18 protein-coding genes are annotated in these 25,876 nt (G+C 69.2%); 14 read left to right on the top strand and 4 right to left on the bottom strand.

Going from position 1 to position 25,876, the window contains the following annotated elements:
- A partial coding sequence (locus ACFWP5_RS30885) for an NADAR family protein (protein ID WP_384163721.1) occupies window positions 1–568 on the bottom strand: 568 nt, incomplete at its 3' end.
- 211 nt (window positions 569–779) lie between these two features.
- Between ACFWP5_RS30885 and ACFWP5_RS30880 the strand changes: the two genes are divergently transcribed.
- From ACFWP5_RS30880 to ACFWP5_RS30845, 8 genes are all read left to right on the top strand, one after another.
- A complete protein-coding gene (locus tag ACFWP5_RS30880) occupies window positions 780–2,315 on the top strand; it encodes a gamma-aminobutyraldehyde dehydrogenase (protein WP_384163719.1) in 1,536 nt (511 codons plus the stop codon).
- Between the two features lie 56 nt (window positions 2,316–2,371).
- A complete protein-coding gene (locus tag ACFWP5_RS30875; RefSeq protein ID WP_384163716.1) occupies window positions 2,372–3,619 on the top strand; it encodes a PotD/PotF family extracellular solute-binding protein in 1,248 nt (415 codons plus the stop codon).
- A complete protein-coding gene (locus ACFWP5_RS30870; RefSeq protein WP_384163713.1) occupies window positions 3,616–4,776 on the top strand; it encodes an ABC transporter ATP-binding protein in 1,161 nt (386 codons plus the stop codon). The genes ACFWP5_RS30875 and ACFWP5_RS30870 overlap by 4 nt, the downstream gene beginning before the upstream one ends.
- Entirely contained in the window at window positions 4,776–5,699 is a 924-nt protein-coding gene (locus tag ACFWP5_RS30865; RefSeq protein WP_384163710.1) for an ABC transporter permease, read from the top strand. Before ACFWP5_RS30870 ends, ACFWP5_RS30865 begins: the two co-directional genes overlap by 1 nt.
- Complete coding sequence (locus ACFWP5_RS30860) at window positions 5,700–6,500, top strand: ABC transporter permease (protein WP_384163707.1); 801 nt, start codon at window positions 5,700–5,702, stop codon at window positions 6,498–6,500.
- A gap of 47 nt (window positions 6,501–6,547) precedes the next feature.
- Complete coding sequence (locus ACFWP5_RS30855; RefSeq protein WP_384163704.1) at window positions 6,548–7,975, top strand: NAD(P)/FAD-dependent oxidoreductase; 1,428 nt, start codon at window positions 6,548–6,550, stop codon at window positions 7,973–7,975.
- A 128-nt stretch (window positions 7,976–8,103) separates the two neighbouring features.
- Window positions 8,104–8,559 carry a hypothetical protein gene (locus tag ACFWP5_RS30850; RefSeq protein WP_384163701.1) on the top strand — a complete coding sequence of 152 codons (456 nt, stop codon included), beginning with the start codon at window positions 8,104–8,106 and terminating at the stop codon, window positions 8,557–8,559.
- Window positions 8,560–8,643: 84 nt separating this feature from the next.
- Complete coding sequence (locus ACFWP5_RS30845; RefSeq protein ID WP_384163698.1) at window positions 8,644–10,443, top strand: chitinase; 1,800 nt, start codon at window positions 8,644–8,646, stop codon at window positions 10,441–10,443.
- Here the strand turns inward: ACFWP5_RS30845 and ACFWP5_RS30840 are convergent.
- Together ACFWP5_RS30840 and gabT are read right to left on the bottom strand one after the other, a co-directional pair.
- Window positions 10,431–11,270: a phosphatase PAP2 family protein gene (locus tag ACFWP5_RS30840; RefSeq protein WP_384163695.1), complete on the bottom strand. Its 840-nt coding sequence runs from the start codon at window positions 11,268–11,270 to the stop codon at window positions 10,431–10,433. The two genes, ACFWP5_RS30845 and ACFWP5_RS30840, sit on opposite strands and share 13 nt — an antisense overlap.
- A 214-nt stretch (window positions 11,271–11,484) precedes the next feature.
- A complete protein-coding gene (gene gabT, locus ACFWP5_RS30835) occupies window positions 11,485–12,819 on the bottom strand; it encodes a 4-aminobutyrate--2-oxoglutarate transaminase (protein ID WP_384163692.1) in 1,335 nt (444 codons plus the stop codon).
- A 245-nt stretch (window positions 12,820–13,064) separates the two neighbouring features.
- On the opposite strand from gabT, the gene ACFWP5_RS30830 reads away from it, so the two are divergent.
- The 3 genes from ACFWP5_RS30830 to ACFWP5_RS30820 all read left to right on the top strand — a co-directional run bounded on the left by ACFWP5_RS30830 (window position 13,065) and on the right by ACFWP5_RS30820 (window position 18,824).
- Window positions 13,065–15,482 (top strand): ATP/GTP-binding protein, encoded by a 2,418-nt coding sequence (locus tag ACFWP5_RS30830; protein WP_384163689.1) that lies wholly within the window; start codon window positions 13,065–13,067, stop codon window positions 15,480–15,482.
- A 124-nt stretch (window positions 15,483–15,606) separates the two neighbouring features.
- Window positions 15,607–17,193 carry a PucR family transcriptional regulator gene (locus ACFWP5_RS30825; RefSeq protein ID WP_384163686.1) on the top strand — a complete coding sequence of 529 codons (1,587 nt, stop codon included), beginning with the start codon at window positions 15,607–15,609 and terminating at the stop codon, window positions 17,191–17,193.
- Window positions 17,194–17,378: 185 nt separating this feature from the next.
- Window positions 17,379–18,824, top strand: coding sequence for an aldehyde dehydrogenase family protein (locus ACFWP5_RS30820; RefSeq protein ID WP_384163727.1), 1,446 nt, complete (start codon window positions 17,379–17,381; stop codon window positions 18,822–18,824).
- Window positions 18,825–18,945: 121 nt separating this feature from the next.
- On the opposite strand, the gene ACFWP5_RS30815 is transcribed toward ACFWP5_RS30820, so the two are convergent.
- Window positions 18,946–21,783 carry a glycoside hydrolase family 3 C-terminal domain-containing protein gene (locus ACFWP5_RS30815; RefSeq protein ID WP_384163683.1) on the bottom strand — a complete coding sequence of 946 codons (2,838 nt, stop codon included), beginning with the start codon at window positions 21,781–21,783 and terminating at the stop codon, window positions 18,946–18,948.
- Window positions 21,784–22,074: 291 nt separating this feature from the next.
- On the opposite strand from ACFWP5_RS30815, the gene ACFWP5_RS30810 reads away from it, so the two are divergent.
- Genes ACFWP5_RS30810 through ACFWP5_RS30800 form a run of 3 tightly spaced genes read left to right on the top strand, consistent with a single transcriptional unit; the run spans window position 22,075 to window position 25,787 of the window.
- On the top strand, window positions 22,075–23,766 hold the full coding sequence (locus tag ACFWP5_RS30810) for an extracellular solute-binding protein (protein WP_384163680.1): 1,692 nt from the start codon (window positions 22,075–22,077) through the stop codon (window positions 23,764–23,766).
- Between the two features lie 27 nt (window positions 23,767–23,793).
- Entirely contained in the window at window positions 23,794–24,828 is a 1,035-nt protein-coding gene (locus tag ACFWP5_RS30805; protein WP_384163677.1) for an ABC transporter permease, read from the top strand.
- Window positions 24,825–25,787: a carbohydrate ABC transporter permease gene (locus tag ACFWP5_RS30800; protein ID WP_384163674.1), complete on the top strand. Its 963-nt coding sequence runs from the start codon at window positions 24,825–24,827 to the stop codon at window positions 25,785–25,787. Before ACFWP5_RS30805 ends, ACFWP5_RS30800 begins: the two co-directional genes overlap by 4 nt.
- Window positions 25,788–25,876 lie beyond the last annotated feature (89 nt).

Below are 25,876 nucleotides of genomic sequence, written 5' to 3'. Positions count from 1 at the left end.
ACCGCGCTCGATCCTCCGCGGCCGCGTCATCCGCGGCCAGCCCGATACGCCACACCCGGTCCACCGGACTCGCCTCCACCAGCACCCTCCCCCAGCCTTCGGCCGGGGGGACGCCCATCTCGCTTCGCTCGCCCGTGCCCAGCAGAAACGCCCGCAGTTCCTCATCCGCCGCGAATTTGTGGACGCTCCCCTCGACGACGATCCCGAACCGCTCCCGCGCCCAGATCTCCTCGTCGAAGCCGCGCACCAGCCGCCCCGCCGTCTTGGCCTGGGACGGATGCCCCGCCGCCAGCACCCGCGCGAGCGCCTCCGCGTCGTCGAACAGCCGCGCCTTGCCCGCCATCATCCAGTGCTCGGCGGTCGCATACGTCACCCCGTCCACCGTGAACGGCGACGGCCACCACTGGCTCAGACAGCTCGCGCTCACCTGTCCGTCCGGGCGTGGCCGGTGGCCCCAGAAGTGCAGGTACTTGACCCTGGTCCCCGCGCGCACTTCCCTGATCAGGGCTTCCCGCGAATCGATCCTTTCCGCGGCCCCCGCCGCGAGCTTCCCCGTGATCCTGTCCATACACGCGAGTCTTGCAGGCACCACTGACACTCCGTCCTCCCTTTTCCATACGGACTCGACACCTGGTCGACAGATTCCGTCGCGTAACCAAAAGGCAACAACGGAATCACTTGTTGGAGTCCCTTTGCTCTGTCAGGATCGGCATTCAAATCGAGCTGGAGCTACGCCACCCGCCAGCGGACGAAGCGGGGCGAAGGCGGAGGAGAGCGACATGCACAACCCGGGTAGCGTCACCCCGGAACGATTCCCCGCACAGGAGTACTTCGCGGACGGCGCGCAGTTCATCGCGGGCCGCCTGACCAAGGGCACCTCGGGCCACACCCATGCCGTCGTCGACCCCGCCACCGGCGAGGACGTCTACACGTACGAGCTGGCCGGTACCGCCGACGTGGACGCCGCCGTGGCAGCCGCGCGCGCCGCGTTCCCGGGCTGGTCGGGCGCCACGCCCGGCGAGCGCTCCGACGCGCTGCACCGTTTCGCCGCCGTGCTCGCCGAGCGCGCGGACGACTTCGCCCGCGCCGAGTCCCTCCAGTGCGGCAAGCCCCTCAAGCTGACCCGCGAGTTCGACGTCCCCGGGACGATCGACAACACGTCCTTCTTCGCCGGTGCCGCACGGCATCTGCAGGGACAGTCCGCGGGGGAGTACTCCGGCGACCACACGTCGTATGTACGCCGTGAACCCATCGGTGTCGTCGGCTCCATCGCGCCCTGGAACTATCCCCTCCAGATGGCCGCCTGGAAGATCCTCCCGGCGATCGCCGCGGGCAACACGATCGTCCTGAAGCCCGCCGAACTGACCCCGCTCACCTCGCTGATGTTCGCGCAGGCCGCCACCGAGGCCGGCATCCCGGACGGGGTCATCAACATCATCACCGGCACGGGGAAGGTCGCCGGTGAGCATCTCGTCGGGCATCCCGACGTGGTCATGACGTCCTTCACCGGGTCCACCGCCGTAGGAAAGCGCGTCGCCGAGATCGCGACCGCCACCGTCAAGCGCCTGCACCTGGAGCTCGGCGGCAAGGCGCCCTTCGTGGTCTTCGACGACGCCGACCTCGAAGCCGCCGTCAACGGAGCCGTCGCCGGTTCGCTCATCAACACCGGGCAGGACTGCACGGCCGCCACGCGCGCGTACGTGCAAAGGCCCCTCTACGACGCGTTCGTCCAGAAGACCGCCGCCCTCATGGCGAGCGTCCGGGTCGGCGATCCCTTCGCCCCGGGCACCGACCTCGGGCCGCTGATCTCGCACGTCCAGCGCGACCGAGTCGCCGGGTTCGTCGACCGGGCGCGTGGCTACGCGCGCGTGGTGACCGGCGGCGAGGCTCCTCAGGGAGATCTCAAGAACGGCGCGTACTATCGCCCCACCCTGGTCGCGGACGCCGCGCAGGACAGCGAGATCGTGCAGTCCGAGCTGTTCGGACCGGTCCTCGTCGTCCTGCCCTTCGACACCGACGACGAAGGCATCGCGCTCGCCAACGACACCCCGTACGGCCTGGCCGCCTCCGCGTGGAGCCGGGACGTCTACCGGGCCAACCGTGCGACCCGCGAGATCAAGGCGGGCTGTGTGTGGATCAACGACCACATCCCGATCATCAGCGAGATGCCCCACGGCGGCTACAAGGCGTCCGGCTTCGGCAAGGACATGTCCGCCTACTCGTTCGAGGAGTACACCCAGATCAAGCACGTCATGTTCGACAACACCGCAGTGGCCAGGAAGGACTGGCACCGCACGATCTTCGGGGACCGATAGCAGAACTGACGGCCGCCCGAGCCGCGGCCGTCTCCTCCCGAAAGGGCAGCACGCGCATGAAGCAGTACGAGCCCGACCGCCTGACCCCGGCCGAAGTGGCCGCCGTGCGGCGCAGCTTCCGTAAGAGCCGGTCCGCGATGACCCGCCGTTCGGTGCTGCGCGCCTCCGCGGGCGGCGCGCTCGCGGTCGGCGGACTCGGGGCCCTGAGCGGCTGCGGGATCCCCGCGGCAGGCAAGACGCAGGGCGGCGTGTCCGCCGACGACCACTCGGCCAAGGAGAAGGAGATCGACTTCTCCAACTGGCCCGAGTACATCGACACGGACGAGAGCGGCAAGCACCGTCCGACGCTGGACGCGTTCACCAAGCGGACCGGCATCAAGGTCAAGTACACCGAGGACATCAACGACAACGACGAGTTCTTCGGCAAGATCCAGCCGCAGCTCGCCGCCGGCCAGTCCACCGGCCGCGACCTGATCGTCCTCACCGACTGGCTGGCCGCCCGCATGATCCGTCTGGGCTACGTCCAGAAACTGGACGCGTCCAACCTCCCGCACGCGTACGCCAACCTCTCGGACCAGTTCCGCAGCCCCGACTGGGACCCGGGCCGGGCGTACTCGTACGTGTGGCAGGGCATCTCGACCGTCATCGCCTACAACAAGAAGGCGCTCGACGGCGTCGAGGTGAAGTCGATCTCCGACCTGCTCGACAACCCCAAGCTCAAGGGCCGCGTCGGCTTCCTCACCGAGATGCGCGACTCCGTCGGCATGACCATGCTCGACATGGGCAAGGACCCGGCGAAGTTCACGACCGACGACTACGACGCGGTCATCGCCCGTCTCCAGAAGGCCGTCGACAAGGGCCAGATCCGCCGCTTCACGGGCAACGACTACACGTCCGACCTCACCAAGGGCGACTTCGCCGCGTGCGTCGCCTGGGGCGGGGACATCGTGCAGCTCCAGTCGGACAACCCGGACGTCGGCTATGTGATCCCCGACAGCGGCTACATGACGTCGACCGACAACATGCTGATCCCCAACAAGGCACGCCACAAGACGAACGCCGAGCGGCTGATCGACTACTACTACGAGCCCGAACCGGCCGCCGAACTCGCCGCCTACGTCAACTACGTCAGCCCGGTCGCGGACGTGAAGCCCTACCTCGCCAAGATCGACAAGTCGGCGGCGAACAACCCGCTGATCCTTCCCGACAAGGCCATGGCGGCCAAGTCCCACGCCTTCCGCTCACTGAGCTCGAAGGAAGAGACGGCATACCAGCAGAAGTTCGCAAAGCTCACAGGGGCGTGACGACGATGAACACGACGGACAACAGCGGCGACGTCCGCCTCTCCGGTATCAGCAAGACCTACGGCTCCTTCACCGCCGTACACCCGCTCGACCTGACCGTGCCCCAGGGCTCCTTCTTCGCGCTCCTCGGTGCCTCCGGCTGCGGCAAGACCACCACCCTGCGCATGATCGCGGGACTGGAGGAACCTTCCTCCGGCACCGTGTTCCTCGGCGACCAGGAGGTCGGCCATCTCCCGCCGTACAAGCGGCCGGTGAACACCGTCTTCCAGTCGTACGCCCTCTTCCCGCACCTCGACATCTTCGAGAACGTCGCCTTCGGTCTGCGCCGGCGCGGCATCAAGTCGGTGAAGCAGCAGGTCGTCGACATGCTCGACCTGGTCCAACTCGGCGAGCAGGCACGCAAGAAGCCGCACCAGCTCTCCGGCGGCCAGCAGCAGCGTGTCGCGGTGGCCCGCGCTCTGATCAACACCCCGAAGGTGCTCCTGCTGGACGAGCCCCTCGGCGCCCTCGACCTCAAGCTGCGCCGCCAGATGCAGCTGGAGCTCAAGCGCATCCAGACCGAGGTCGGCATCACCTTCGTCCACGTCACGCACGACCAGGAGGAGGCCATGACCATGGCCGACACGGTCGCCGTGATGAACGCGGGCCGCGTCGAGCAGCTCGGCTCGCCCGCCGACCTCTACGAGAACCCGAACACCACCTTCGTCGCCAACTTCCTCGGCACCTCCAACCTCATCGAGGCCGAGGTCGACTCCAAGAGCGGCGACGAGATCATCCTCAAGGCGGGCGGCGGCAAGCTCGTCCTGCCCGAGGCGCGCTGCTCGGCGCCGACGACGACCGGCGGCAAGGTCCTGGTCGGCGTCCGCCCCGAGAAGATCACCCTCACGCACGCCGACGACGCCGGCGAGATCCCCGCCGGCCGCAACCGCATCAACGGCAAGATCGCCGACTCCAGCTTCATCGGCGTCTCCACGCAGTACGTCATCGACAGCCCGGTCTGCCCCGAGTTCGAGGTCTACGCCCAGAACATCGACCGCGACACCCGGCTGAGGCCCGGCGCTGACGTCGTCCTGCACTGGAACCCGGCCCACACCTTCGGTCTCGACGCGGCCCAGGACATCGACGCCGGTGTCGACGTCGAGGAGGAGGCCGCCTGATGGCCGCTGTCACCGAGGCGCCGCCCCTGGCGCCCGCGCCGGAGGAGAAGCCGCGCAAGAAGAGGGGCCGCTGGACGCCGTACTGGCTGCTGCTGCCCGGCATTCTCTGGCTGATCGTCTTCTTCGCGCTGCCGATGATCTACCAGGGCTCCACGTCCATCCAGACGGGCTCCCTGGAGGACGGCTACAAGGTCACCTGGCACTTCGTGACCTACTGGGACGCGCTGTCCGAGTACTGGCCGCAGTTCCTGCGCTCGGTCCTCTACGCCGCCGCCGCGACCATCCTCTGTCTGCTCCTCGGCTACCCGCTGGCGTACCTCATCGCCTTCCGCGCGGGACGCTGGCGGAACCTGATCATGATCCTGGTGATCGCGCCGTTCTTCACCAGCTTCCTGATCCGCACGCTCGCCTGGAAGACGATCCTCGCGGACAGCGGCCCGGTCGTCAGCGTCCTCAACACGCTGCACGTCCTGGACGTCACCAACTGGCTCGGCTGGACCTCCGGCGACCGCGTCCTCGCCACACCACTCGCCGTGGTGTGCGGACTGACGTACAACTTCCTGCCGTTCATGGTGCTTCCGCTCTACACCTCGCTGGAACGCATCGACGGACGGCTGCACGAGGCGGCCGGCGACCTGTACGCCAAGCCGTTCACCACCTTCCGCAAGGTCACCTTCCCGCTGTCGATGCCCGGCGTCGTCTCCGGCACCCTGCTGACCTTCATCCCGGCGGCCGGTGACTACGTCAACGCCGAACTCCTCGGCTCCACCGACACCCGCATGATCGGAAACGTCATCCAGACGCAGTTCCTGCGCATTCTGGATTACCCGACGGCGGCGGCACTCTCCTTCATCCTCATGGCCGCCATCCTCGCCATGGTGACCATCTACATCCGCAAGTCCGGGACGGAGGATCTGGTTTAAATGGCCGTCGTACGCTGGTTCAAGCGCCATCTCGTAGTCATCGCGGGCCTGTTGACCCTCGGATATCTCCTCCTTCCGAACGTCGTCGTCACGGTGTTCTCCTTCAACAAGCCGAAGGGGCGCTTCAATTACGAGTGGCAGCAGTTCTCGCTGGACGCCTGGAAGCAGCCGTGCGGTGTCGCCGACATGTGCGGCTCGCTCTCCATCAGCCTCCAGATCGCCGTCTGGGCGACCATCGGCGCCACGCTGCTCGGCACGATGATCGCCTTCGCGCTCGTCCGCTACCGCTTCCGCGCACGCGGCGCGATCAACTCGCTGATCTTCCTGCCGATGGCGATGCCCGAGGTCGTCATGGCCGCCTCGCTGCTCACCCTGTTCCTCAACATGGGTGCCCAGCTTGGCTTTTACACGATCCTGATCGCCCACATCATGTTCTGCCTCAGCTTCGTCGTCACCGCCGTCAAGGCCCGCGTGATGTCGATGGACCCACGCCTGGAACAGGCCGCCCAGGACCTCTACGCCGGCCCGGTGCAGACCTTCCTGCGCGTCACCCTGCCCATCGCGGCCCCCGGAATCGCCGCGGGCGCGCTGCTTTCCTTCGCGCTCTCCTTCGACGACTTCATCATCACCAATTTCAACGCGGGTTCGACCGTCACCTTCCCCATGTTCGTCTGGGGTTCGGCACAGCGCGGCACACCCGTTCAGATCAATGTCATCGGTACGGCCATGTTCCTCGTCGCCGTATTGTTGGTGCTCGTCTCGATGGCGATCACCAACCGCCGCAACAAGGTGAAGGCATAACCAGCGCCATCGCAATAACCCTGTGAACCCTGTAGGGAGTTGAAATCATGGCCCCGAGCGCCATGAGCCGCAGCAACGACTGGACCAAGTCCCTTTCCGAAGCCCGGCCGGTCCCGTACTGGCTGGACGACCCGGGCAAGCCCCACCCCGAACCCGCGCTCACCGGCGGCGAGACCTGCGACCTGCTGGTCGTCGGCGGCGGTTACAGCGGACTGTGGACCGCGCTCATCGCCAAGGAGCGCGACCCGCAGCGGGACGTGGTGCTGGTGGAGGGCCGCGAGGTGGGCTGGGCCGCCTCGGGCCGCAACGGCGGTTTCTGCGCCGCCTCGCTCACCCACGGCCTGTCCAACGGCCTCACCCGCTGGCCGGACGAGATCCACCGACTGGAGGAGCTGGGCGCCCGCAACCTCGACGAGATCGAGAGCGCGGTCGCCCGCTACTCCCTGGACTGCGAGTTCGAGCGCACCGGCGAGATCGATGTCGCCACGCAGCCGCACCAGGCCGAGGAACTCCACGACTGGCACGCCGAGTTGAAGAGCAAGGGCCTCGCCGACGGCGCCGAGTTCCTGGACGCCGAAGCGCTCAGGGAACAAGTCGACTCACCGACCTTCCTGGCCGGCCTGTACGACCGTAGCGGCGTCGCCATGCTCAACCCGGCCAAGCTGGCCTGGGGGTTGAAGCGAGCCTGCCTCCAACTCGGCGTCCGCGTCTACGAACACACCCCCGCCCTCGCCCTCAAGCCGCACGGCGCCGGCATGGCCGTACGCACCCCCTACGGCTCGGTCCGCGCCCGCCGGGTCGCGCTCGGCACCAACATCTTCCCGAACCTGGTCAAGCGCGTCCGCTCGTACACCGTCCCGGTCTACGACTACGCCCTGATGACCGAGCCGCTCAGCGCCGACCAGTTGGCGTCGATCGGCTGGAAGAACCGCCAGGGGCTGGGCGATTCGGCGAACCAGTTCCACTACTTCCGGCTGTCGGCCGACAACCGCGTCCTGTGGGGCGGTTACGACGCGATCTATCCCTACGGCGGCCGGGTGCGCGCCGAGTACGACGACCGGCCGGAGACGTACGCCAAGCTCGCCGAGCACTTCTTCACCTGCTTCCCGCAGCTGGAGGGGCTGGGCTTCACGCACGCGTGGGGCGGCGCGATCGACACCTGCTCGCGCTTCTCGGCGTTCTTCGGCACCGCCCACCAGGGCAAGGTCGCGTACGCGGCGGGCTTCACCGGGCTCGGAGTCGGTGCGACCCGCTTCGGCGCGGACGTGATGCTGGACCTGCTCGCGGGGGAGCGGACCGAGCGCACGGAACTGGAGATGGTCCGCAAGAAGCCGCTGCCCTTCCCGCCCGAGCCCTTCGCCTGGACGGGCATCGCGCTCACCAAGTGGTCGCTGGCGCACGCCGATTCGCACGGCGGCCGGCGCAACCTGTGGCTGAAGACGATGGACAAGCTGGGACTCGGCTTCGACAGCTGAGCCGTGCTTCTCCCTCGGTGTGATCCAGTTCACTCCTTCGAGGTGCCGGAACCCGCGTAATGCCTGGCGGAGACCTCCCTCTCTCCTGTGACGCGACCAGCGTCGACATGAGAAAGGGAGGTCTCCTCATGACTGGGGCGAAGACGGCCGTCGAGTGGCTGGCATCCGTAGCTCCGGATCCGGAGGCCTGCCGCTGGGAATGGGAGCGCAACCCCCTCGGGGTCGCGCTGCTGCCCGCCGGCAAGGCCTGGGACGTACTCATCCTGCCGGGTGAGCTCGGCTATCCCACGCTCGATGTGCTCACCAGGGTCATCGATCAACTGGGCCCGGTACTCGTCGACTTCGGCGACGCACGGATGGGCTTCCTCGTACCGCCCGGCACCGCGGCCCGCTGGCTGGGCACCGGGGTCCGTTCGGCCGGACTCGGCACCTGGATCGTCGTGCCGTACCCCGGCCGGTCGACCGGCGGAGTCCGCTGGCTGGTACCACCGGACGGCTCCGGCACCCTCACCGACCCCGCACTCCTCGAACTCGCCATGCACGAGGCGGCGGCGGGACTGGCCACGGAAGGGGAGGGCGGGTAACTGAGTGAGGTCTTGACAAGCTAATTGGTCTGGACCAAATTGGGCGCGCTCCACCCTCCAATTCCCCCATGCCCGGAGGCACTTGTGGATCGCTCCAGACCTGTCCTCGCCGTGTTCGCGGTCGCGGCCCTTGCCGTGTCCGGCATCACCGCGCTCTCGTCGGCCGCCCGTGCGGCCGACGCGGACCTGGCGAAGAACGGAGGCTTCGAAGCGGGCCTCGACAGTTGGTCCTGTTCCGCTAACAGCGGTACGACGGTCAAGTCGCCCGTGCACGGCGGCAGTTCGGCGTTGCAGGCGACCCCGGCCGGCAACGACTACGCCCAGTGCGCGCAGACGGTGACCGTGAAACCGGACTCGCAGTACTCGCTCGCCGGTTACGTCCGCGGCAGCTACGTCTACCTCGGCGCGAGCGGCACCGGCACCACCGACGTCTCCACCTGGACCCAATCGGCCCCCGACTGGCAGCAGTTGACGACCGGCTTCCGTACCGGCCCGTCCACCACCAAGGTCACGATCTACACGCACGGCTGGTACGCCACCGGCGCCTACTACGCCGACGACATCTCCCTCACCGGCCCGGCAGTGGACGTAGGGCAGCCGCCCGCCACCCCGACGGGCCTCACCGTAGGCACCGTGACGTCCTCCTCCGTCGCTCTCTCCTGGTCCGCCGTCACCGGCGCGACGAGCTACGCCATCTACCGTGACGGGGTGAAAGTCCAGACGGCGAGCGGCACTTCGGCCACCGTGAGCGGACTGTCGGCCGCGACGGCGTACAGCTTCCAGGTCACCGCGGTGAACGACGCGGGCGAGTCCGCGAAGTCGACGGCGGTCACCGCGACGACGTCCACCGGCTCGGGCACCGGCAGCGGCCTGCCCACCCACGCGCTGGTCGGCTACCTCCACGCGAGCTTCGCCAACGGCTCCGGCTACACGCGCCTGGCCGACGTACCCGACAGCTGGGACGTCATCGACCTGGCCTTCGGCGAGCCCACCTCCGCCACCTCGGGCGACATCCGCTTCAACCGCTGCCCGGCCAGCGAGTGCGCGAACGTGGAGAGCGACGCCGACTTCAAGGCGGCGATCAAGGCCAAGCAGGCGGCCGGCAAGAAGGTGCTGATCTCCATCGGCGGCGCCAACGGCCAGGTCCAACTGACCACGACGGCGGCCCGCGACACCTTCGTCTCCTCGGTCTCGAACATCATCGACACCTACGGCCTCGACGGCCTCGACATCGACTTCGAGGGCCACTCGCTGTCGCTGGACGCGAGCGACACGAACTTCAAGAGCCCGACAACTCCCGTGGTCGTCAACCTGATTGCGGCCCTGAAGACCCTGAAGGCCAAGTACGGCGCGAAGTTCGTGCTGAGCATGGCGCCCGAGACCTTCTTCGTGCAGATGGGCTACCAGTTCTACGGCACCGGCAAGTTCGGCGGCCAGGACCCGAGGTGCGGGGCGTATCTGCCCGTCATCTACGCCCTGCGCGACGACCTCACCCTGCTCCACGTCCAGGACTACAACTCGGGCCCGATCATGGGCCTCGACAACCAGTACCACACCATGGGCGGCGCCGATTTCCACATCGCGATGACGGACATGCTGCTCACGGGCTTCCCGGTGGCGGGCGACACGGCCAACGTGTTCCCGGCCCTGCGCCCCGACCAGATCGCCATCGGCATGCCGGCGTCGGTCAACGCGGGCAACGGCTATGTCGCCCCGGCCGAGATCACCAAGACCCTGGACTGCCTGACGAAGAAGACCAACTGCGGCTCGTACACGACCCACGGGACCTGGCCCACGCTGCGCGGCCTGATGACCTGGTCGATCAACTGGGACCGGTACTCGAACTGGGAGTTCCAGAAGACGTTCGACGGCTACTTCGGCTGAGGGCCGCTCCGAAAGCGGCCGAGGAAGAGCCAGAGCGACGCGAGCAGCACCGTGCAGAGGCACCAGCTGGCCACGACGTCCAGTGGCCAGTGCCAGCCGCGCCGGACCAGGCCGAAGCTGACGCCGACGACGAACAGGGCGCAGGCGATGACCAGTTCACGGCGGGCGTACGTCGTCCGGAGCCAGGGGAGGAGGAGCATCGTCGCGGAGCCGTACGCGATCATCGCGGTGGCCGTGTGGCCCGAGGGGTAGTAGCCGGTGCCGGGCGGGACCGCCGGGGTGCCGCCGCGGGCGATCAGTTCCTTGAGGGGGACGACGATCGCCGGGACCAGGGCCATCAGCACGGCCGCCGCGAGGGGTGGCAGCCACCAGCGGTCCGTACCTGTGGCACGACCGCGCCAGGCGACGCAGACGAGGGCTACGACGAGAACCGGGACGGCGACCTGGACGTTGCCGAGGTCGGCGAGGAGTTCGGAGAAGCGGTCCGGGTGGACGAGTGCGCGGCTGAGGCGGGCGTCCAGGCGGAGGAGGGGGCCCTCGGCGGCGACCTGCCAGGTGATCAGCGCGAAGAGGAGCGCGGGAAGGGCGAGAAACAGCCAGAAAAAGGAGGTCGGCCGGCCCGGAACAGGGGGGGTAGTTCCGGGCCGGCCGTCCGGATCGGATGGTCGGCCGCCCCGGGGGGTTTGGGGCGGGCGACTGTCCGATCGGTGAGGAGATTCGGAGCCAGAGGCTCCTGTTGTGTGCGCGAGGGCACGACCAGGTCGAAGCTGGGGAGGCCCCGGCCTGAAGTCGCCCACAGTCCCCTGTGGGCGGGGTGTATCTCTCATCTGGGTAGAACCTACGGCAGCGGCTGCGGGTGCGACAGGCGGAATCGCGTCCCGTCATGCACCCCGCACACCTTCTTCACACGGCCTGACGCCCGCCACCCCGGCCCCGGAACAGCTGTGGATGGAACGGGTGGGGCGGTTGAGGTGCATGAGGCTCAACTCCTGTGCGGGAGCTGGGAGTTGTGTGTGGCCGGGAGGTACGGGCGGGGGTGGCTCAGATACGTGCGAACGCCTGCTCGATGATGTCGAGCCCCTCGCTCAGCAGGTCCTCCCCGATGACCAGCGGGGGCAGGAAGCGCAGCACGTTGCCGTAGGTGCCACAGGTCAGGACCAGCAGCCCCTCCTGGTGGCAGGCCTTGGCGAGCGCGGCGGTCGCCTCCGGGTTCGGCTCCTTGGTCGTACGGTCCTTGACGAGCTCGATGGCGATCATCGCGCCGCGCCCGCGCACGTCGCCGATGATGTCGAACTTCTCCGCCATGGCGCCGAGCCGGACCTTCATCACGGCCTCGATGTTCTTGGCCTTGGCGTTGAGGTCCAGTTCCTTCATGGTCTCGATCGCGCCGAGCGCACCGGCGCAGGCGACGGGGTTGCCGCCGTAGGTACCACCGAGCCCACCGGCGTGCGCGGCGTCCATGATCTCGGCGCGGCCGGTGACGGCGGCGAGCGGCAGACCGCCGGCGATGCCCTTCGCGGTGGTGATCAGGTCCGGGACGACACCCTCGTCCTCGCACGCGAACCACTGGCCCGTACGGCAGAAGCCGGACTGGATCTCGTCGGCGACGAAGACGATCCCGTTGGCCTTGGCGAACTCGCTGAGCGCGGGCAGGAACCCCTTCGCCGGCTCGATGAAGCCGCCCTCGCCGAGTACCGGCTCGATGATGATCGCGGCGACGTTGTCGGCGCCGATCTGCTTGTTGATCATGTCGATGGCCTGCGCGGAGGCCTCGGCACCGGCGTTGTCCGGACCGGTCGGCCAGCGGTAGCCGTAGGCGACCGGAACGCGGTAGACCTCGGGCGCGAAGGGCCCGAACCCGTTCTTGTACGGCATGTTCTTCGAGGTCAGCGCCATGGTGAGGTTGGTCCGGCCGTGGTACCCGTGGTCGAACACGACGACGGCCTGCCGCTTGGTGTACGCCCGCGCGATCTTCACGGCGTTCTCGACGGCCTCGGCGCCGGAGTTGAACAGCGCGGACTTCTTGGCGTGGTCACCCGGGGTCAGCTCGGCCAGCGCCTCCGCGACCTCCACGTACCCCTCGTACGGCGTGACCATGAAACAGGTGTGGGTGAAGTCGGCGAGCTGCGCGGCGGCACGGCGGACGACGGCCTCGGCGGAGGCGCCGACGGAGGTCACGGCGATGCCGGAACCGAAGTCGATGAACCGGTTCCCGTCGACGTCCTCGACGATCCCGCCGCCCGCGCGTGCGGTGAACACGGGCAGCACGGAGCCCACACCGGCCGCGACCGCGGCGGTACGGCGGGCCTGCAGCTCCTGCGACTTCGGGCCGGGGATGGCGGTGAGAACGCGGCGCTCCTGCGGAATTGCGGTCATGAGGGGCTCCTGGGGTGGTGCGGACGCTTTTCTGCTTTCTTCCTTTCTCGCAGGCTAGGGCGGGTGGCCGGGGGTGGGCATGCTCCATGTGGGCGGTGTCGGCGACGCCGGTTGTCCGCCGTGGACAGTGCCGGTATGGCGAGGATCGGTACGGGCCCGGCCGCGTAAACGGTGAACTCCCCTTCCAGGCGCGTTAGATTGACTCGCTGACGGTGGACGGAACGGCTGGTCAGGGGGCAAGAGCGATGGACAGCGACGGGACGCAGGACGCGCGACACACACAGGCCAATCCTGTGCCGCGTCCGGCGCGGCCGCCGGAGGTACCGGCCATGCCGCCGCGGCCTGCGCGGATGCCGGGTGCGACGCCCGCCCCCGAGCAGCCGCCGCGCTCCGCCCCGGCCGTCGCCGACTGGCTGAACGAGCCCCGGCCGGCCGCCGCACCCGGCATCTGGCGCTACGGATACCGTCCGCCCAAGGCCGACCGGGCATCGGCGCGGCTCTCCCCGGTCGCGATCCTCGGTCTGCTGGTCCCCCTCGTGGTGGCGCTGATCGTGTGGTCCTTCTGGCGCCACGGTGCCGTTCCGTACCAATGGGCCCTGCTCAAGCTGTTCACCCCGAGCGACTGGTGGTGGGCCGGCACCGTGTCCCCCAAGGGGAACCAGGGCGCGGACGCCATCGGCGTCTACGACGGTGTCTTCTTCGCCCTGCTCGTCTATGCCGTCGTCAAACTGGGCGGCTGGCTCGAGGTGTCCCGCCATGTCGTCGGCGGTCGCCCCCAGCCCGCTCGCGCCCTACTGGCACTCGTCGGTGGTCTCATCGCGCTCAGCTTCGTGTTCCCCTCCGCGTTTCCCGGTGTCGGCTGGGAACCCCTCCCGGTCCAGGACCCGCTGTTCTCCCTTGTCGTCCTGATCGCCGGTAGCCCTGATCTCTTCCAGTCGGTGCTCTTCACGGACACGTTGTACGCAATCATCACCGCGCTGGTCCTGTGGCCCTTCGCCCGGCTCGGAGGCTGGTGGGCGCTCGCGAAGGAACGACTCGCCGCGCGCAGTCGTACGGGGGAGGGTGAAGCCCGGCCGGCGCCCGCCGCTCTTCCGCCCGCGCAGTGGCCCGCGCTGCGGGAGGCGGGCCAGTACGAAGCGGCGGAGCTCCTCACCGCCGAGGTGCTCACGGGCCGTATGAACGACGTGGACTGCGCCCGGGTCGGGCACGCGTGGGAAACCGCCCGAAGGGAAGCCCAGTTGGCCGCCTTCAGCGAGACGGTGCTGCGCAAGGGGGCGGCGGCCTGGGTCCATCCATCCGGAGCCCGGGACCTGCCCGGCCGTGCCGCACGGCACGATCTGCTGGACGGGCAGGTGCGCATCGGACAGTGGACGGCCGGTGAGCGTACCCCGTCGGCCTACCGCGGCGCGGGCACGGCACTCGGCCCCGACGCACTCGGCACCTCGCTCCTCGTCGTGGGGCCCTCCGGCTCAGGCAAGACCAGGCATGTGGTCGCCCCGGTCGTCGAGTCCCTCGCCCTGCGGGCGCTGACCGGACAGTGTGCCGTCGTGGCGGTCTGCGCGGCCGGCACCCCGCTCGGCCCGGACTCGGCGTACGACGTCGTGGTGCGGATCGGGGACCCCACCTCCGTCTACGACTTGGATCCCTACGCCGACTCCGCCGACCCCGACGCGGCCGCCGGGTTCCTCGCCGAGGGACTGGTCGGAGACCTCGACACCGTCGGCGCCCAGCGGGCCGCGACCGCGCTCGCCCAGCTGCTCGGGCCGTATCGGGCGGTGTACGGCACCTTCCCGTCCCTGCCCGTGTTGCGAGAACTCCTGGAGGGCGAACCGTCGGCGCTCGCCGCCCTGCGCCAGGCACTGTCGGCGCCGGAGCACGCGGGCCTGCGCCGCGATCTCGACGCCCGGGCCCGTCAGAGCGGCGGTGCCGCCGACCCGGGCCCGGTGCTCGCCGACCGGCTCGCGCTGCTGGACCGGCCCGTGTTCGCCGAGTTCTTCGGCACCGGTGACGCGGCCGTCCGGCCGTTCTCACTGCGGGCCGTCGCCCATCACCCCCTGCGGGTCCGCATCGACGTGCCGGCCCACGGGCACGAGGAGGCCTCCCGGCTGATCACCCGGCTGATCCTGGCCCAGTTCGAGCATGTCGTGCACGACACCGGCCGCGGTCACTTCGCCTGTCTCGTCCTCGACGACGCCACCGGGACGGTGACCACCGAGTCGGTACGGCGCATGCAGCGTCTGCGCTCCCAGAACGCGGGCGTGCTCCTCGCACTGCGCACGCTCGGCGACGTCCCCGAGGCGCTGCACGGACCGCTGCACGGTGCGGTCGGCTGCCGCATGGCCTTCTCGGGAGTCACGACCTGGGACGGCAGCCGCTTCGCGCACGCCTGGGGCACGGAGTGGGTGGAGACCCGGGACGTGGCCCAGCACACCGTCTTCGCGGACCAGCCGATGACCCGGGCCATTCATGCCCTGCGCAAGCTGGTGACGGGCCGGGCGGTGACGACGGAGGCCGTGACCGTACGGCAGGTCGAGCGGGAGCGGTGGTCCGCGTCCCAACTCGCGCACGAGGTGCCGCCGGGGCACGCGGTGCTGTCCCTCACGACGGTGGAGGGCAAGCACACTCCGCCGTCGCTGGTGGATCTCCGCGGCCCCGCCCTCTGAACGGGCCATCTGGACATACAGGTACGTGGCGACCATACGGTGAGGCAGAATCGGCACAGGCAGTTCATACGCGACGGCCAAAAGATCGACGTGATCGCCAGTTCTTCCTCCACCTGAAGGCCCCATGCCCCCCACGCTCGCCTCGCTGGTCCACCACTCCGCGCTCAAGCTCACCGTGCGCGCCGGCGAGAACAGGCTGGACGTGCCCGTCCGCTGGGCGCATGTCAGCGAGCTGGCGGACCCGGTGCCGTACATGGAGGGCGGGGAGCTGCTGCTGACCACCGCCCTCAAGCTGGACGCGGACGATCCGAAGGCCATGCGGCGGTATGTGAAGCGGCTGGTGGGGGCCGGGGTCGTCGGGCTGGGGTTCGCCGTCGGGGTCAACTACGACGAGATTCCGAAGGTGCTGGTCGACACCGCCGGGGAAGAGGGGCTGCCGCTGCTCGAAGTACCCCGGCGCACCCCCTTCATCGCGATCAGCAAGGCCGTCTCCGCCGCGATCGCCGCCGACCAGTACCGCTCCGTCACCGCCGGCTTCGCCGCACAGCGCGAGCTCACCAAGCAGGCCCTCACCGACGGCCCCGAGGGGCTCCTCACCGCGCTCGCCGCGCAGGTCGACGGATGGGCCGCGCTCTACGACGCGTCCGGCGCCGTCGTCGCCACCGCACCGGAGTGGGCGGGCCGCCGCGCCGCCCGGCTCACGGCGGACGTGGAGCGGTTGCGGGACCGGCCCGCGCCGGCTTCGTCCGTGGTGGGAGGGCCGGACAACGAGGACCGCGTCGAACTGCACACCCTCGGCACCGGCCGCCGCCCGCGCGCCGCGCTCGCCGTAGGGACGGCATCGGCGCTCGGGACGGCGGAGCGGTACGCCGTGCATTCGGCGATCGCGCTCCTGACCCTCACCACGGAACGCTCGCGGTCCCTGCAGGCCGCCCAGGAGCGGATCGGCGCGGCCGTGCTGCGGATGCTGCTCGCCGGGCAGCCGGACCACGCGCGGGCGGTCGCGGGGGATCTGTACGGCGGGCTCCTCGACGCGCCGTTCCGGATCATCGTGGGGGAGTCGGCGGACGGTGACCCCCTGGACGGGCTCGCCGAGGTCGTCGAGTCGGCGGCCGCACGGTCAGGCGAGGCCGTGCTCGTCGTACCGGAAGGGCCGGAACGGCTGGTGGTGCTGGCCGTGGACGACGGCGCCGCGGTCGAGGCGTGCGGGGACTACGCGGCGACGCTGGAGGGCGAGCGCGCCACGAGCGGGCGGGAACAGGGCGGGAGCGGCGGCGAGGAGCAGGAACTCGTCGTCGGTCTCTCCGCACCGGCCGGGCCCATCGCAGCGGCGGCCGCCTACAAGCAGGCCGAGCAGGCGTTGTCCGTGGCCCGGCGGCGCGGGCGCGTGCTCGTCGAGCACGAGCAACTGGCCGCCGGATCCGTGCTGCCGTTGCTCGCCGACGACGCGGTGCGCGCGTTCGCGGACGGGTTGCTACGGCCGCTGTCCGAGCACGATGCCACCGGGCGCGGGGATCTCGTCGCCTCGCTGCGGGCGTGGCTGTCCCGGCACGGCCAGTGGGACGCGGCGGCCGCCGACCTCGGGGTGCACCGGCACACCTTGCGGTACCGGATGCGGCGCGTCGAGGAGATCCTCGGGCGGTCACTGGACGATCCGGACGTACGGATGGAGTTGTGGCTCGCGCTGAAGGCGACGGCCGCAGCGGAGTAGGCGGCATCTGCCGAAGTGGAGTGTCCCCGCTCGGTACTGCTACGGCTCGGACAAACGCACCCTCGCTTCCCCGCACCTACCGTTGAGCAGGAAAGCTCGGATCAGCGAGCAAGTTCAGATCACTGAGCAAGTTCAGCACCACCCCCAACGCGGAAGGGCCGGCACACGCAATGCCCAACGAAACTGTGGCAGTCACCCACGCCTTCTGGCTCGCCGGCCGCCAGGCCACCGGCGAGGACACCTTCGACGTCACCTCACCCTGGGACGGACGGCTCGTCGGCAAGGTCAGCGTGCCGACCGACGCCCAGGTCGAGGAGGCGGTGGCCGCCGCGTACGCCGTACGGGACGAGTTCGCCGCGACCCCCGCCCATGTCCGCGCCGCCGCCCTCGACCACGTCAGCCGGCGTCTCGTCGAGCGCACCGAGGAGATCGCGCAGCTCATCTCCGCCGAGAACGGCAAGCCGATCAAGTGGGCGCGTGGTGAAGTCGGCCGCGCGGTGTCCGTGTTCCGGTTCGCGGCGGAGGAGGCCCGGCGGTTCAACGGCGGCGAGGCCCAGCGCCTCGACACCGACGCCGGCGGCCAGGGCCGGCTCGCCCTCACCCGGCGCTTCCCGAAGGGCGTCGTCCTCGGCATCGCGCCCTTCAACTTCCCGCTGAACCTGTGCGCCCACAAGATCGCCCCCGCGATCGCGGCCGGCGTGCCGATCATCCTCAAGCCGGCCCCGGCCACCCCGCTCTCCGGACTGATCATCGGCGACCTGCTCGCCGAGACCGAGCTGCCCGCCGGCGCGTGGAGCGTCCTGCCGGTCGCCAACGACCACATGCCCGCCCTCGTCCAGGACGAGCGGCTGCCGGTGATCTCCTTCACCGGTTCGGAGAAGGTCGGCTACGCGATCATGGACTCGGTGCCGCGCAAGCACTGCACCCTGGAGCTGGGCGGCAACGGCGCGGCCGTGGTCCTCGGGGACTACGCCTCCGACGCCGACCTCGACTGGGCCGCGACCCGCATCGCCACCTTCTCCAACTACCAGGGCGGCCAGTCCTGCATCTCCGTGCAGCGGGTCATCGCGGACGCGGCCGTCTACGACCGGCTGCTCCCGCGCATAGTCGCCGCCGTCGAGGCCCAGGCCACCGGCGACCCGAGCGATGACAAGACCGACGTCGGGCCGCTGGTCAGCGAGGCCGCGGCGCAGCGTGTCGAGTCGTGGGTGCAGGAGGCCGTCGAGGCGGGCGCCACTCTCCTCACCGGCGGGAAGCGCGACGGCGCCTCCTACGCGCCGACCGTCCTGACCGACGTACCGGCCGACACGACGATCTCCTGCGAGGAGGTCTTCGGACCAGTGCTGACCGTGACGAAGGTGGACGGCGAGGCCGCCGCCTTCGCCGCCGCCAACGACTCCAAGTACGGCCTCCAGGCAGGGGTGTTCACCCACGACGTGCAGGTCGCCTTCCGCGCCCACCGCGCCCTTGAGGTCGGCGGTGTCGTGATCGGCGACGTCCCGTCCTACCGCGCCGACCAGATGCCCTACGGCGGCGCCAAGCAGTCCGGCGTCGGCCGCGAGGGCGTCAAGTTCGCGATGGACGACTACACCTACGAGCGGGTGCTGGTGCTCACGGGCCTCGCGCTCTGACCGTTCCCTCACCCAACGTCTCTAGCTAATGGAATCCATTTTCATATAGCCTCCCCGAAGGGGCCCGGCACCGATGCCTTCCGGTGCCGGGCCCCTTCTCTGCATCGACTCCTCCGGACCCTCAGCCGGAGAAGCCGACGTGCGCGAGCCGCAACGGCCCGCGCAGCTTCAGGTGCACATCGTGCAGGCCCTCGGCGACGATCCCGGCGCCGAGCGTGGTGTAGTCGTACGGGCCCGAAGTCGGCGCGGGCAGGGCGAGTTGGGTGAGCGCGGGGCCGCCGTCCAGGGACAGTTCTACGACTCCCTCGCCCGCCACCTCCACGGTCACCTCCGTGACACCGGTGCCGAAGTCGCAGTGCCGGTAAGTCAGTTCGGCCGTACCGCCCCCCACCGGCGTCACCGCATCGCCCGCCACCTTCGTACGGTCGACGATCTCGCCGCCCGACTGCTCGTCGAAGTCGGCCGCGTCCAGGCCGTGTTGGAGGAGGGGGCGGGGTGCGGCGGGTTCCCCGGTGAGCGTCACCGTCGTCCGCAGGCGGATGTCCTCGCTGGAGGCGCCGAGGAGGAGGTCGTACGGGCCGGGCTCCAGGCGCCAACCGCCCCGCTTCACATCCCAGAACTCGAAGGCGGACAGCGGGACTTCGAAGGACAGTACCGCTGCCTCGCCCGGCGCGAGGGTCACGCGGCGGTGTGCGGTCAGTTCGCGGCGCGGGCGGGGAACCGACGGGTCGGTGGCGCGTGTGTACAGCTGCGCGACCTCGTCAGCCGTCACGTCGCCCGTGTTGGTGACCGTGAACTGCACGTGCACCGCGTCGAGTTCGACCCGTGCCGTCAGGCCGCCGTACACGAAGGACGCGTACGACAGGCCGTGGCCGAAGGGGAAGAGAGGGGTGCCCTCGAAGTAGAGGTACGTCTGACGGCCGCCGATCACGTCGTAGTCGAGGAGGTTGGGCAGGTCGGTGTCGGCGGCGTACCAGGTCTGGGGGAGGCGGCCGGCGGGGGAGACGTCGCCGGCGAGGACGCGGGCCAGGGCCGTGCCCGCCGCCTGGCCGCCGTGGGCGGACCACAGGATCGCGGGGAGGTCGGCCGGGTCGACCGTGTACGGGTATGCGGAGACCAGGGCCAGGACCGTGTTCGGGTTCGCGGCGCGGGCCGCGCGCAGCAGGCGCTCCTGGTGGGCGGGGAGGCTCAGTGTCGTACGGTCCTCGGTCTCGCGGCCGTTGATGTGCGGGTCGTTGCCCGCGACGACGAGTACCACGTCCGCGGCCTCGGCGACGCGCGCCACCGCGTCCTCGCCGCGTTCGGCGACCACCAGCTCGAAGACTTCCGCGCCTTCCTCGGCAACCTTCACGCCGTCGGCGGCGACAGAGACGTGGCGACCCGTACCGACGTGCAGCAGGAGGTGACCGTTCTCGTGGGGTTCCAGGCGGAATGTCTCCTGGACGACCCAGCCTCCGGGCTGGTCGGCGGAGGCGCGTACGTAGCCGTCGTCGGCGACCGAGAGGTAACGGCCGGCGGGCGCGCGGAGGGTGAGGACGCCCTCGCCCCAGTCGACGAGGGCGAGCTCGGTGCCGGTGGGGTCGGTGGTGAGCGGCGGCAGGTCGGTGCGGCCCGCGAGGAGGGCCGGGTCCAACGCGCCCTCGGCGCCGCGTACTTCGTCGGGCACGTCCGCCAACGGGACGTGCAGGAAGGTGCCTTGGGAGGTCTTCAGCCGGACGCGGTCCACGCCCTCCGCGAACTCGACGCGCTCGGCGCCGAACCGCTCGTACAGACCCTCCAGCGGAGTGGAGCGGTGGATCAACGTGCCGCTGTACCAGTCGAGTTTGCACTCGTCCGCGAGCAGACCGACGACGGCGATGCGGGTGTCGTGGGCGAGGGGCAGCAGGTCGCCGTCGTTCTTGAGGAGGACGACTGCCTGTTCGGCGGCTTCTTGGGCGAGGACCCGGTGCGCCGGGGTGTCGAAGTCCTTGATGTCGGCGTGCGGGTCGTGCGCCGGGTCGAACTCGCCGAGCCGGAACCGGACCGAGAGCTGACGGCGGACCGCCGCGTCGATGTCCGTCTCCGTCAACAGGCCCTGCGCCAGGGCGCCTTGGACCCGCGCCACGATCGTCGAACCGTCCGTGCCGTGGTCGGTGAAGCTGTCCACGCCGGACAGCAGCGAGGCCGCGGTGGCCTCCTCGTGGGTGTCGAAGTAGTGCTCGGAGTCGACCAGGTTGGAGGGCGCGCCCGCGTCCGAGCAGACCAGCAGGTCCTCGTCGGTCCAGGTGCGCAGATGCTCGCGGAGATAGGGCGAGACGTGGTTGGGGCGGCCGTTGACCAGGTTGTACGCGGGCATCACGCCCGCCACCGCGCCCGCCTCGACCGTCTCGCGGAACGCGCGCAGGTCGTACTCGTGCAGTACGCGCGGGCGGACCGAGGACGACGAGATGTCGCGGCCCGTCTCGTTGTTGTGCGCCAGCCAGTGCTTGAGGACGGGCGCCGTGCGCCAGTACGTCGAGTGGTCGCCGCGCAGGCCGCGCGTGTACGCGGTGGCGATCGCCGAGGTCAGCTTCGGGTCCTCCGAGTAGCCCTCCTCGTTACGGCCCCACAGCGGGTGGCGCAGCAGATTCACCGTCGGGGACCACACGTTGAGGCCGACGCGGTCGTCGCGGGCGCGCATCGCGCGGGTCTCCTTGGACACCGCGTCGCCGACCCGTCGTACGAGATCCTCGTTCCAGGTCGCGCCCAGGCCCACCGCCTGCGGGAAGACCGTCGCCGGGCCCATCCACGCGACGCCGTGCAGGGCCTCCTGGCCGGTGCGGAACGCGGCGACGCCCAGGCGCTCCACGGCGGGGGCGTACTGGTGCAGAAACCCGACCTTCTCGTCGGGCGTGAGCCGCGCCAGCAGGTCGTCGATGCGCTTCGCGAACGGCAGGTGCGGATCGCGGAAAGGCGGCGTAGGCGGCGTTTGTGCGGTCACGTGGGGTTCCCCTTGCGATGGAGCGGCGCGGCTCTTTCGAAGCGCTTCGATGCTGATTCGATGCGCGTCAGGTGTCAAGACGCCTTCACCGTTATTTCAAGCAGCACATACGGACAGGTCATGCCCTGCACCTCCGAGGAATCTTGGGAGCGACCCTTGTGCACCCTTGGGTGTTCACTTAACCTCGCAGCAACATCGAAGCGCTTCGACTAAGTGCTCTGTTCCACTCAAGACACCGCAGCCGACGGCTCCACCGCCGGGTGTCCTGGTGCGCCATGAAGGGTTGACGCAATGACGCCGAATGCCTCCGCCGCCTCCGCTCCCAGCCGGAGAAGTTTTCTCGCCTCCACGGCGGTCGTCGCCGCAGCGGTGGCGGGAGGGGTACCACTGCTCTCCGCCTGCGGGGCCTCGGACAGCGGTTCGGGCGGGGGCAGTTCGGAGGGCAAGGGCGTCAAGAAGCTGCTGCCGGCGTTCGTCGCCGGCAATGTGGTGACCCCGGACATCGCCTCCAAGAACGGCTCGGCGGTCGGCTTCACCAGCAAGCTGGACCTCGCCACGCTGAAGACGTCGGTGTCGAAGAAGCTCGGCAAGGGCGGCAAGGTCTCGATCATGTCGCCGTTCTGGGGCTCCCCGCCCAAGAGCGACAACGCCTACTACAAGGCGATGAACAGCCTCATCGGCGTCGACGTCGCCTGGCAGAACCAGGACGGCAACACCTACGACCAGAAGCTCGGCGCGGTCCTCGCCTCCAGCGACATCCCCGACATCGTGGTCGTCCCCAGCTGGAACATGGGCGGCAAGATACCCAGCGCCATCATCGGCAAGTTCGCCGACCTCGGCCCCTACCTCTCCGGCGACAAGGTCAAGGACTACCCGAACCTCGCGGCGATCCCCACCGACGCCTGGCAGCGCTGCATCTTCGGCGGCAAGCTGCGCGGACTGCCGATGCCGTCCTCGTACGTCCCCAACATCGTGCCGCTCTACCGCAAGGACATCTTCGACAAGGAGGGGTACGAAGTCCCCACCTCCGCCGACGAGTTCATGGCCCTGGCCAAGGAGATCACCAACGCCAAGGCCAAGCGCTGGGCCTGCCTGGACATGAAGTGGACCGCCTTCAACGCCTGGGGCGTGCTCTCCGGCAGCGAGAAGTCGCTCGGCTGGAACCTCGTCGACGGCAAGCTGGTCAACCGCATCGAGACTCCGGAGTACCTCGAAGCGCTGGAGTGGACCCGCAAGCTGTTCGCCGCCGGATACGTGCACCCCGACGCCAAGTTGGGCAAGAGCGCGGCCACTGACCCGGGCCCCAAGTTCGCCGCCGGCGAGTTCCTCATCTACAACCAGGACATCTCGCAGTGGTGGAGCCGCACCGCCGAACAGGCCACGCAGAACCCGGACTACAAGATCTGGGGCATGGACATCTTCGGCCACGCGGGCGGCGACCCGACCCTCTGGGCCGGTGAACCGGCCGGCATCTTCGCCTTCATCAGCAAGAAGGCCTCCGAGTCCGCCATCCATGACGCGCTGGCCGTCGCCAACGTCACCGCCGCGCCGTACGGCACCAAGGAGTACATGCTCACCAACTACGGCGTGGAGGGCACCCATTACACCGTCAAGAACGGTGTCCCCACCAAGACCGACCAGGGCAACAACGAGGTCATCAACGCCTACGTGATGGTCGCCAGCCCCGCCGCGACGATCGCCCACCCCGACTTCCCCGAGGTCGCCAAGGCGCAGGTCGAGTGGCAGCAGCGGATGGGCGCCTTCACAAAGAAGTCGACGTTCTACGGCCAGCAGATCACCGAGCCCAGCCGCTACACCAACCTCTCCAACGACTTCGAGCAGTTGGAGGACGACATCGCCCGCGGCCGCAAGAAGATCAGCGACATGCAGCAGGCAGTCTCCGACTGGAAGAGCAAGGGCGGCGACCAACTCCGCGCCTGGTACCAGAAGTTGCTCGACGACAACGGCTCGGCGGCGAGCTGACCGGGTACCGAGGCAAGGAGAACGGCCGTGTCCCACAGCACGGTGCCTCGGAGCAGGACCGAGGCCGACACGACGGGAAAGACCCCGGTGGCGTCCGGCGGCGCCACCGGCTCCCCCCGGAACCACCCCAAGACGAAGGTGAGTTGGCGGCTCAGGTTCAGACGCGACCGCGTCCTGCTCCTGATGACCCTGCCGGCCGTCCTGCTCATCCTGGTCTTCAACTACCTGCCGATCCTCGGCAACATCGTCGCCTTCGAGGACTACGACCCCTACGTCAGTGACAACGGCATCGTCTCGATGCTGCACAGTCCCTGGGTCGGCCTGGAGAACTTCCAGCAGATCTTCGCGGACTCCGCCTTCTGGAGCGCCGTACAGAACACGCTCGTCCTGTTCTTCCTCCAGCTGATCCTGTTCTTCCCGATCCCGATCCTGCTCGCGCTGCTCATCAACAGCGTGGTCAGGCCCCGGGTCAGGGCGCTCTCACAAGCGATCCTCTACCTCCCGCACTTCTTCTCCTGGGTGCTGGTCATCGCCGTCTTCCAGCAACTGCTGGGCGGGGCCGGGCTGTTCTCGCAACTCCTGCGGCAACACGGCTACGACGGCCTCGACATCATGACCGACCCCAACACGTTCAAGTTCCTGATCACCGCGCAGAGCGTGTGGAAGGACGCCGGCTGGGGGATCATCGTCTTCCTCGCGGCCCTGTCCTCCGTCAGCCCCGACCTCTACGAGGCCGCCGCGATGGACGGCGCCGGTCGCTGGCGCCGCATGTGGCACGTCACGCTCCCCGCACTGCGGCCGGTGATCGCGCTGCTGCTCGTACTCCGCGTCGGTGACGCGCTGACCGTCGGCTTCGAGCAGATCCTGCTCCAACGCGACGCCGTGGGACCGGGAGCGGCGGAGGTCCTCGACACCTTCGTCTGGTGGAACGGCGTCCGCAACCAGGACTTCGGCTACGCGGCCGCCGCCGGACTCGTCAAGGGCGTGATCAGTCTCGGACTGGTCCTCGCCGCGAACAAAGTGGCCCACCTCATGGGTGAGCAGGGGGTGTACAAGAAATGACCGCGGTCATCGACAAACCCGTCAAGCCCACCCGGTCCGCCAACTCCCCACGGCAGGCAGGCCGTTGGGCCGCGCCGCCCCGGCCGACCTGGGAGGAGGAACCCGGCAGGGTCGGTCTCGCGGGCAAGGGGCTCGTCCTCACGCTCGCCTGCCTCGCCATCCTCTTCCCGCTGTGGATCGTCCTCGTCACCAGCCTCTCCTCACGCAAGACCATCGACCAGGCCGGCGGCCTCGTCATGGTGCCCAAGGGCATCACCTTCGTCGCCTACAAGGAACTCCTCAGCGGCGGCCAGGTCACCCGCGCGGCAGTCATCAGCGTCCTCATCACCGTCGTCGGCACGGCGTTCTCCATGGCGGTGTCCGTGCTGTGTGCCTACGGCCTCTCACGGATCGGGTCGCTCGGGCACCGGTGGATCCTGATGATGATGCTGGCGACGATGTTCTTCAGCGCCGGGCTCATTCCGACGTATTTGCTCGTCCAGTCGCTCGGCCTGACTGACAGCTATCTCGCGTTGATCCTGCCCAGCGCGCTGAGCGTCTTCAACATCCTTGTGCTGCGCGGGTTCTTCATGGGGATCTCGCAGGAACTCATCGACAGCGCGCGGATCGACGGCGCCGGTGACTTCCGGATTCTGTGGGTGATCGTCATGCCGTTGTCGCGTGCGGTGCTGGCTGTCATCACGTTGTTCTACGCCGTGGGGTATTGGAGCGCCTGGTTCAACGCGTCGTTGTATCTCAATGACCAGGACATGATGCCGTTGCAGAACGTCATGATCCAGCTGGTGCAGAAGCAGGAGGCTCCCGTGGGGCTCGGTCAGGCGATCAAGACCGGGGAACTGTCGGGGCTTGCCGTGCAGATGGCGGTCATGGTGATGGCGTTGTTGCCGGTGGCTGTGCTTTCGCCGTTTGTGCAACGGCATTTCAAGAAGGGGATGCTCACGGGCGCCGTCAAGGGCTGAATTGGTTGCTTGTTGTCTGCGAGTGCGTGGGGGCTGGTCGCGCCCACGCGGCGGAGCCGCAAATCGATACAGCCCCGCGCCCCTTAAGG

Origin of the sequence: Streptomyces sp. NPDC058469, assembly GCF_042721125.1 — a bacterium.
Lineage (GTDB): Bacteria > Actinomycetota > Actinomycetes > Streptomycetales > Streptomycetaceae > Streptomyces.
Note: the sequence above shows the minus strand (reverse complement) of the source record. Positions and strands in the feature narration are given on the sequence as shown.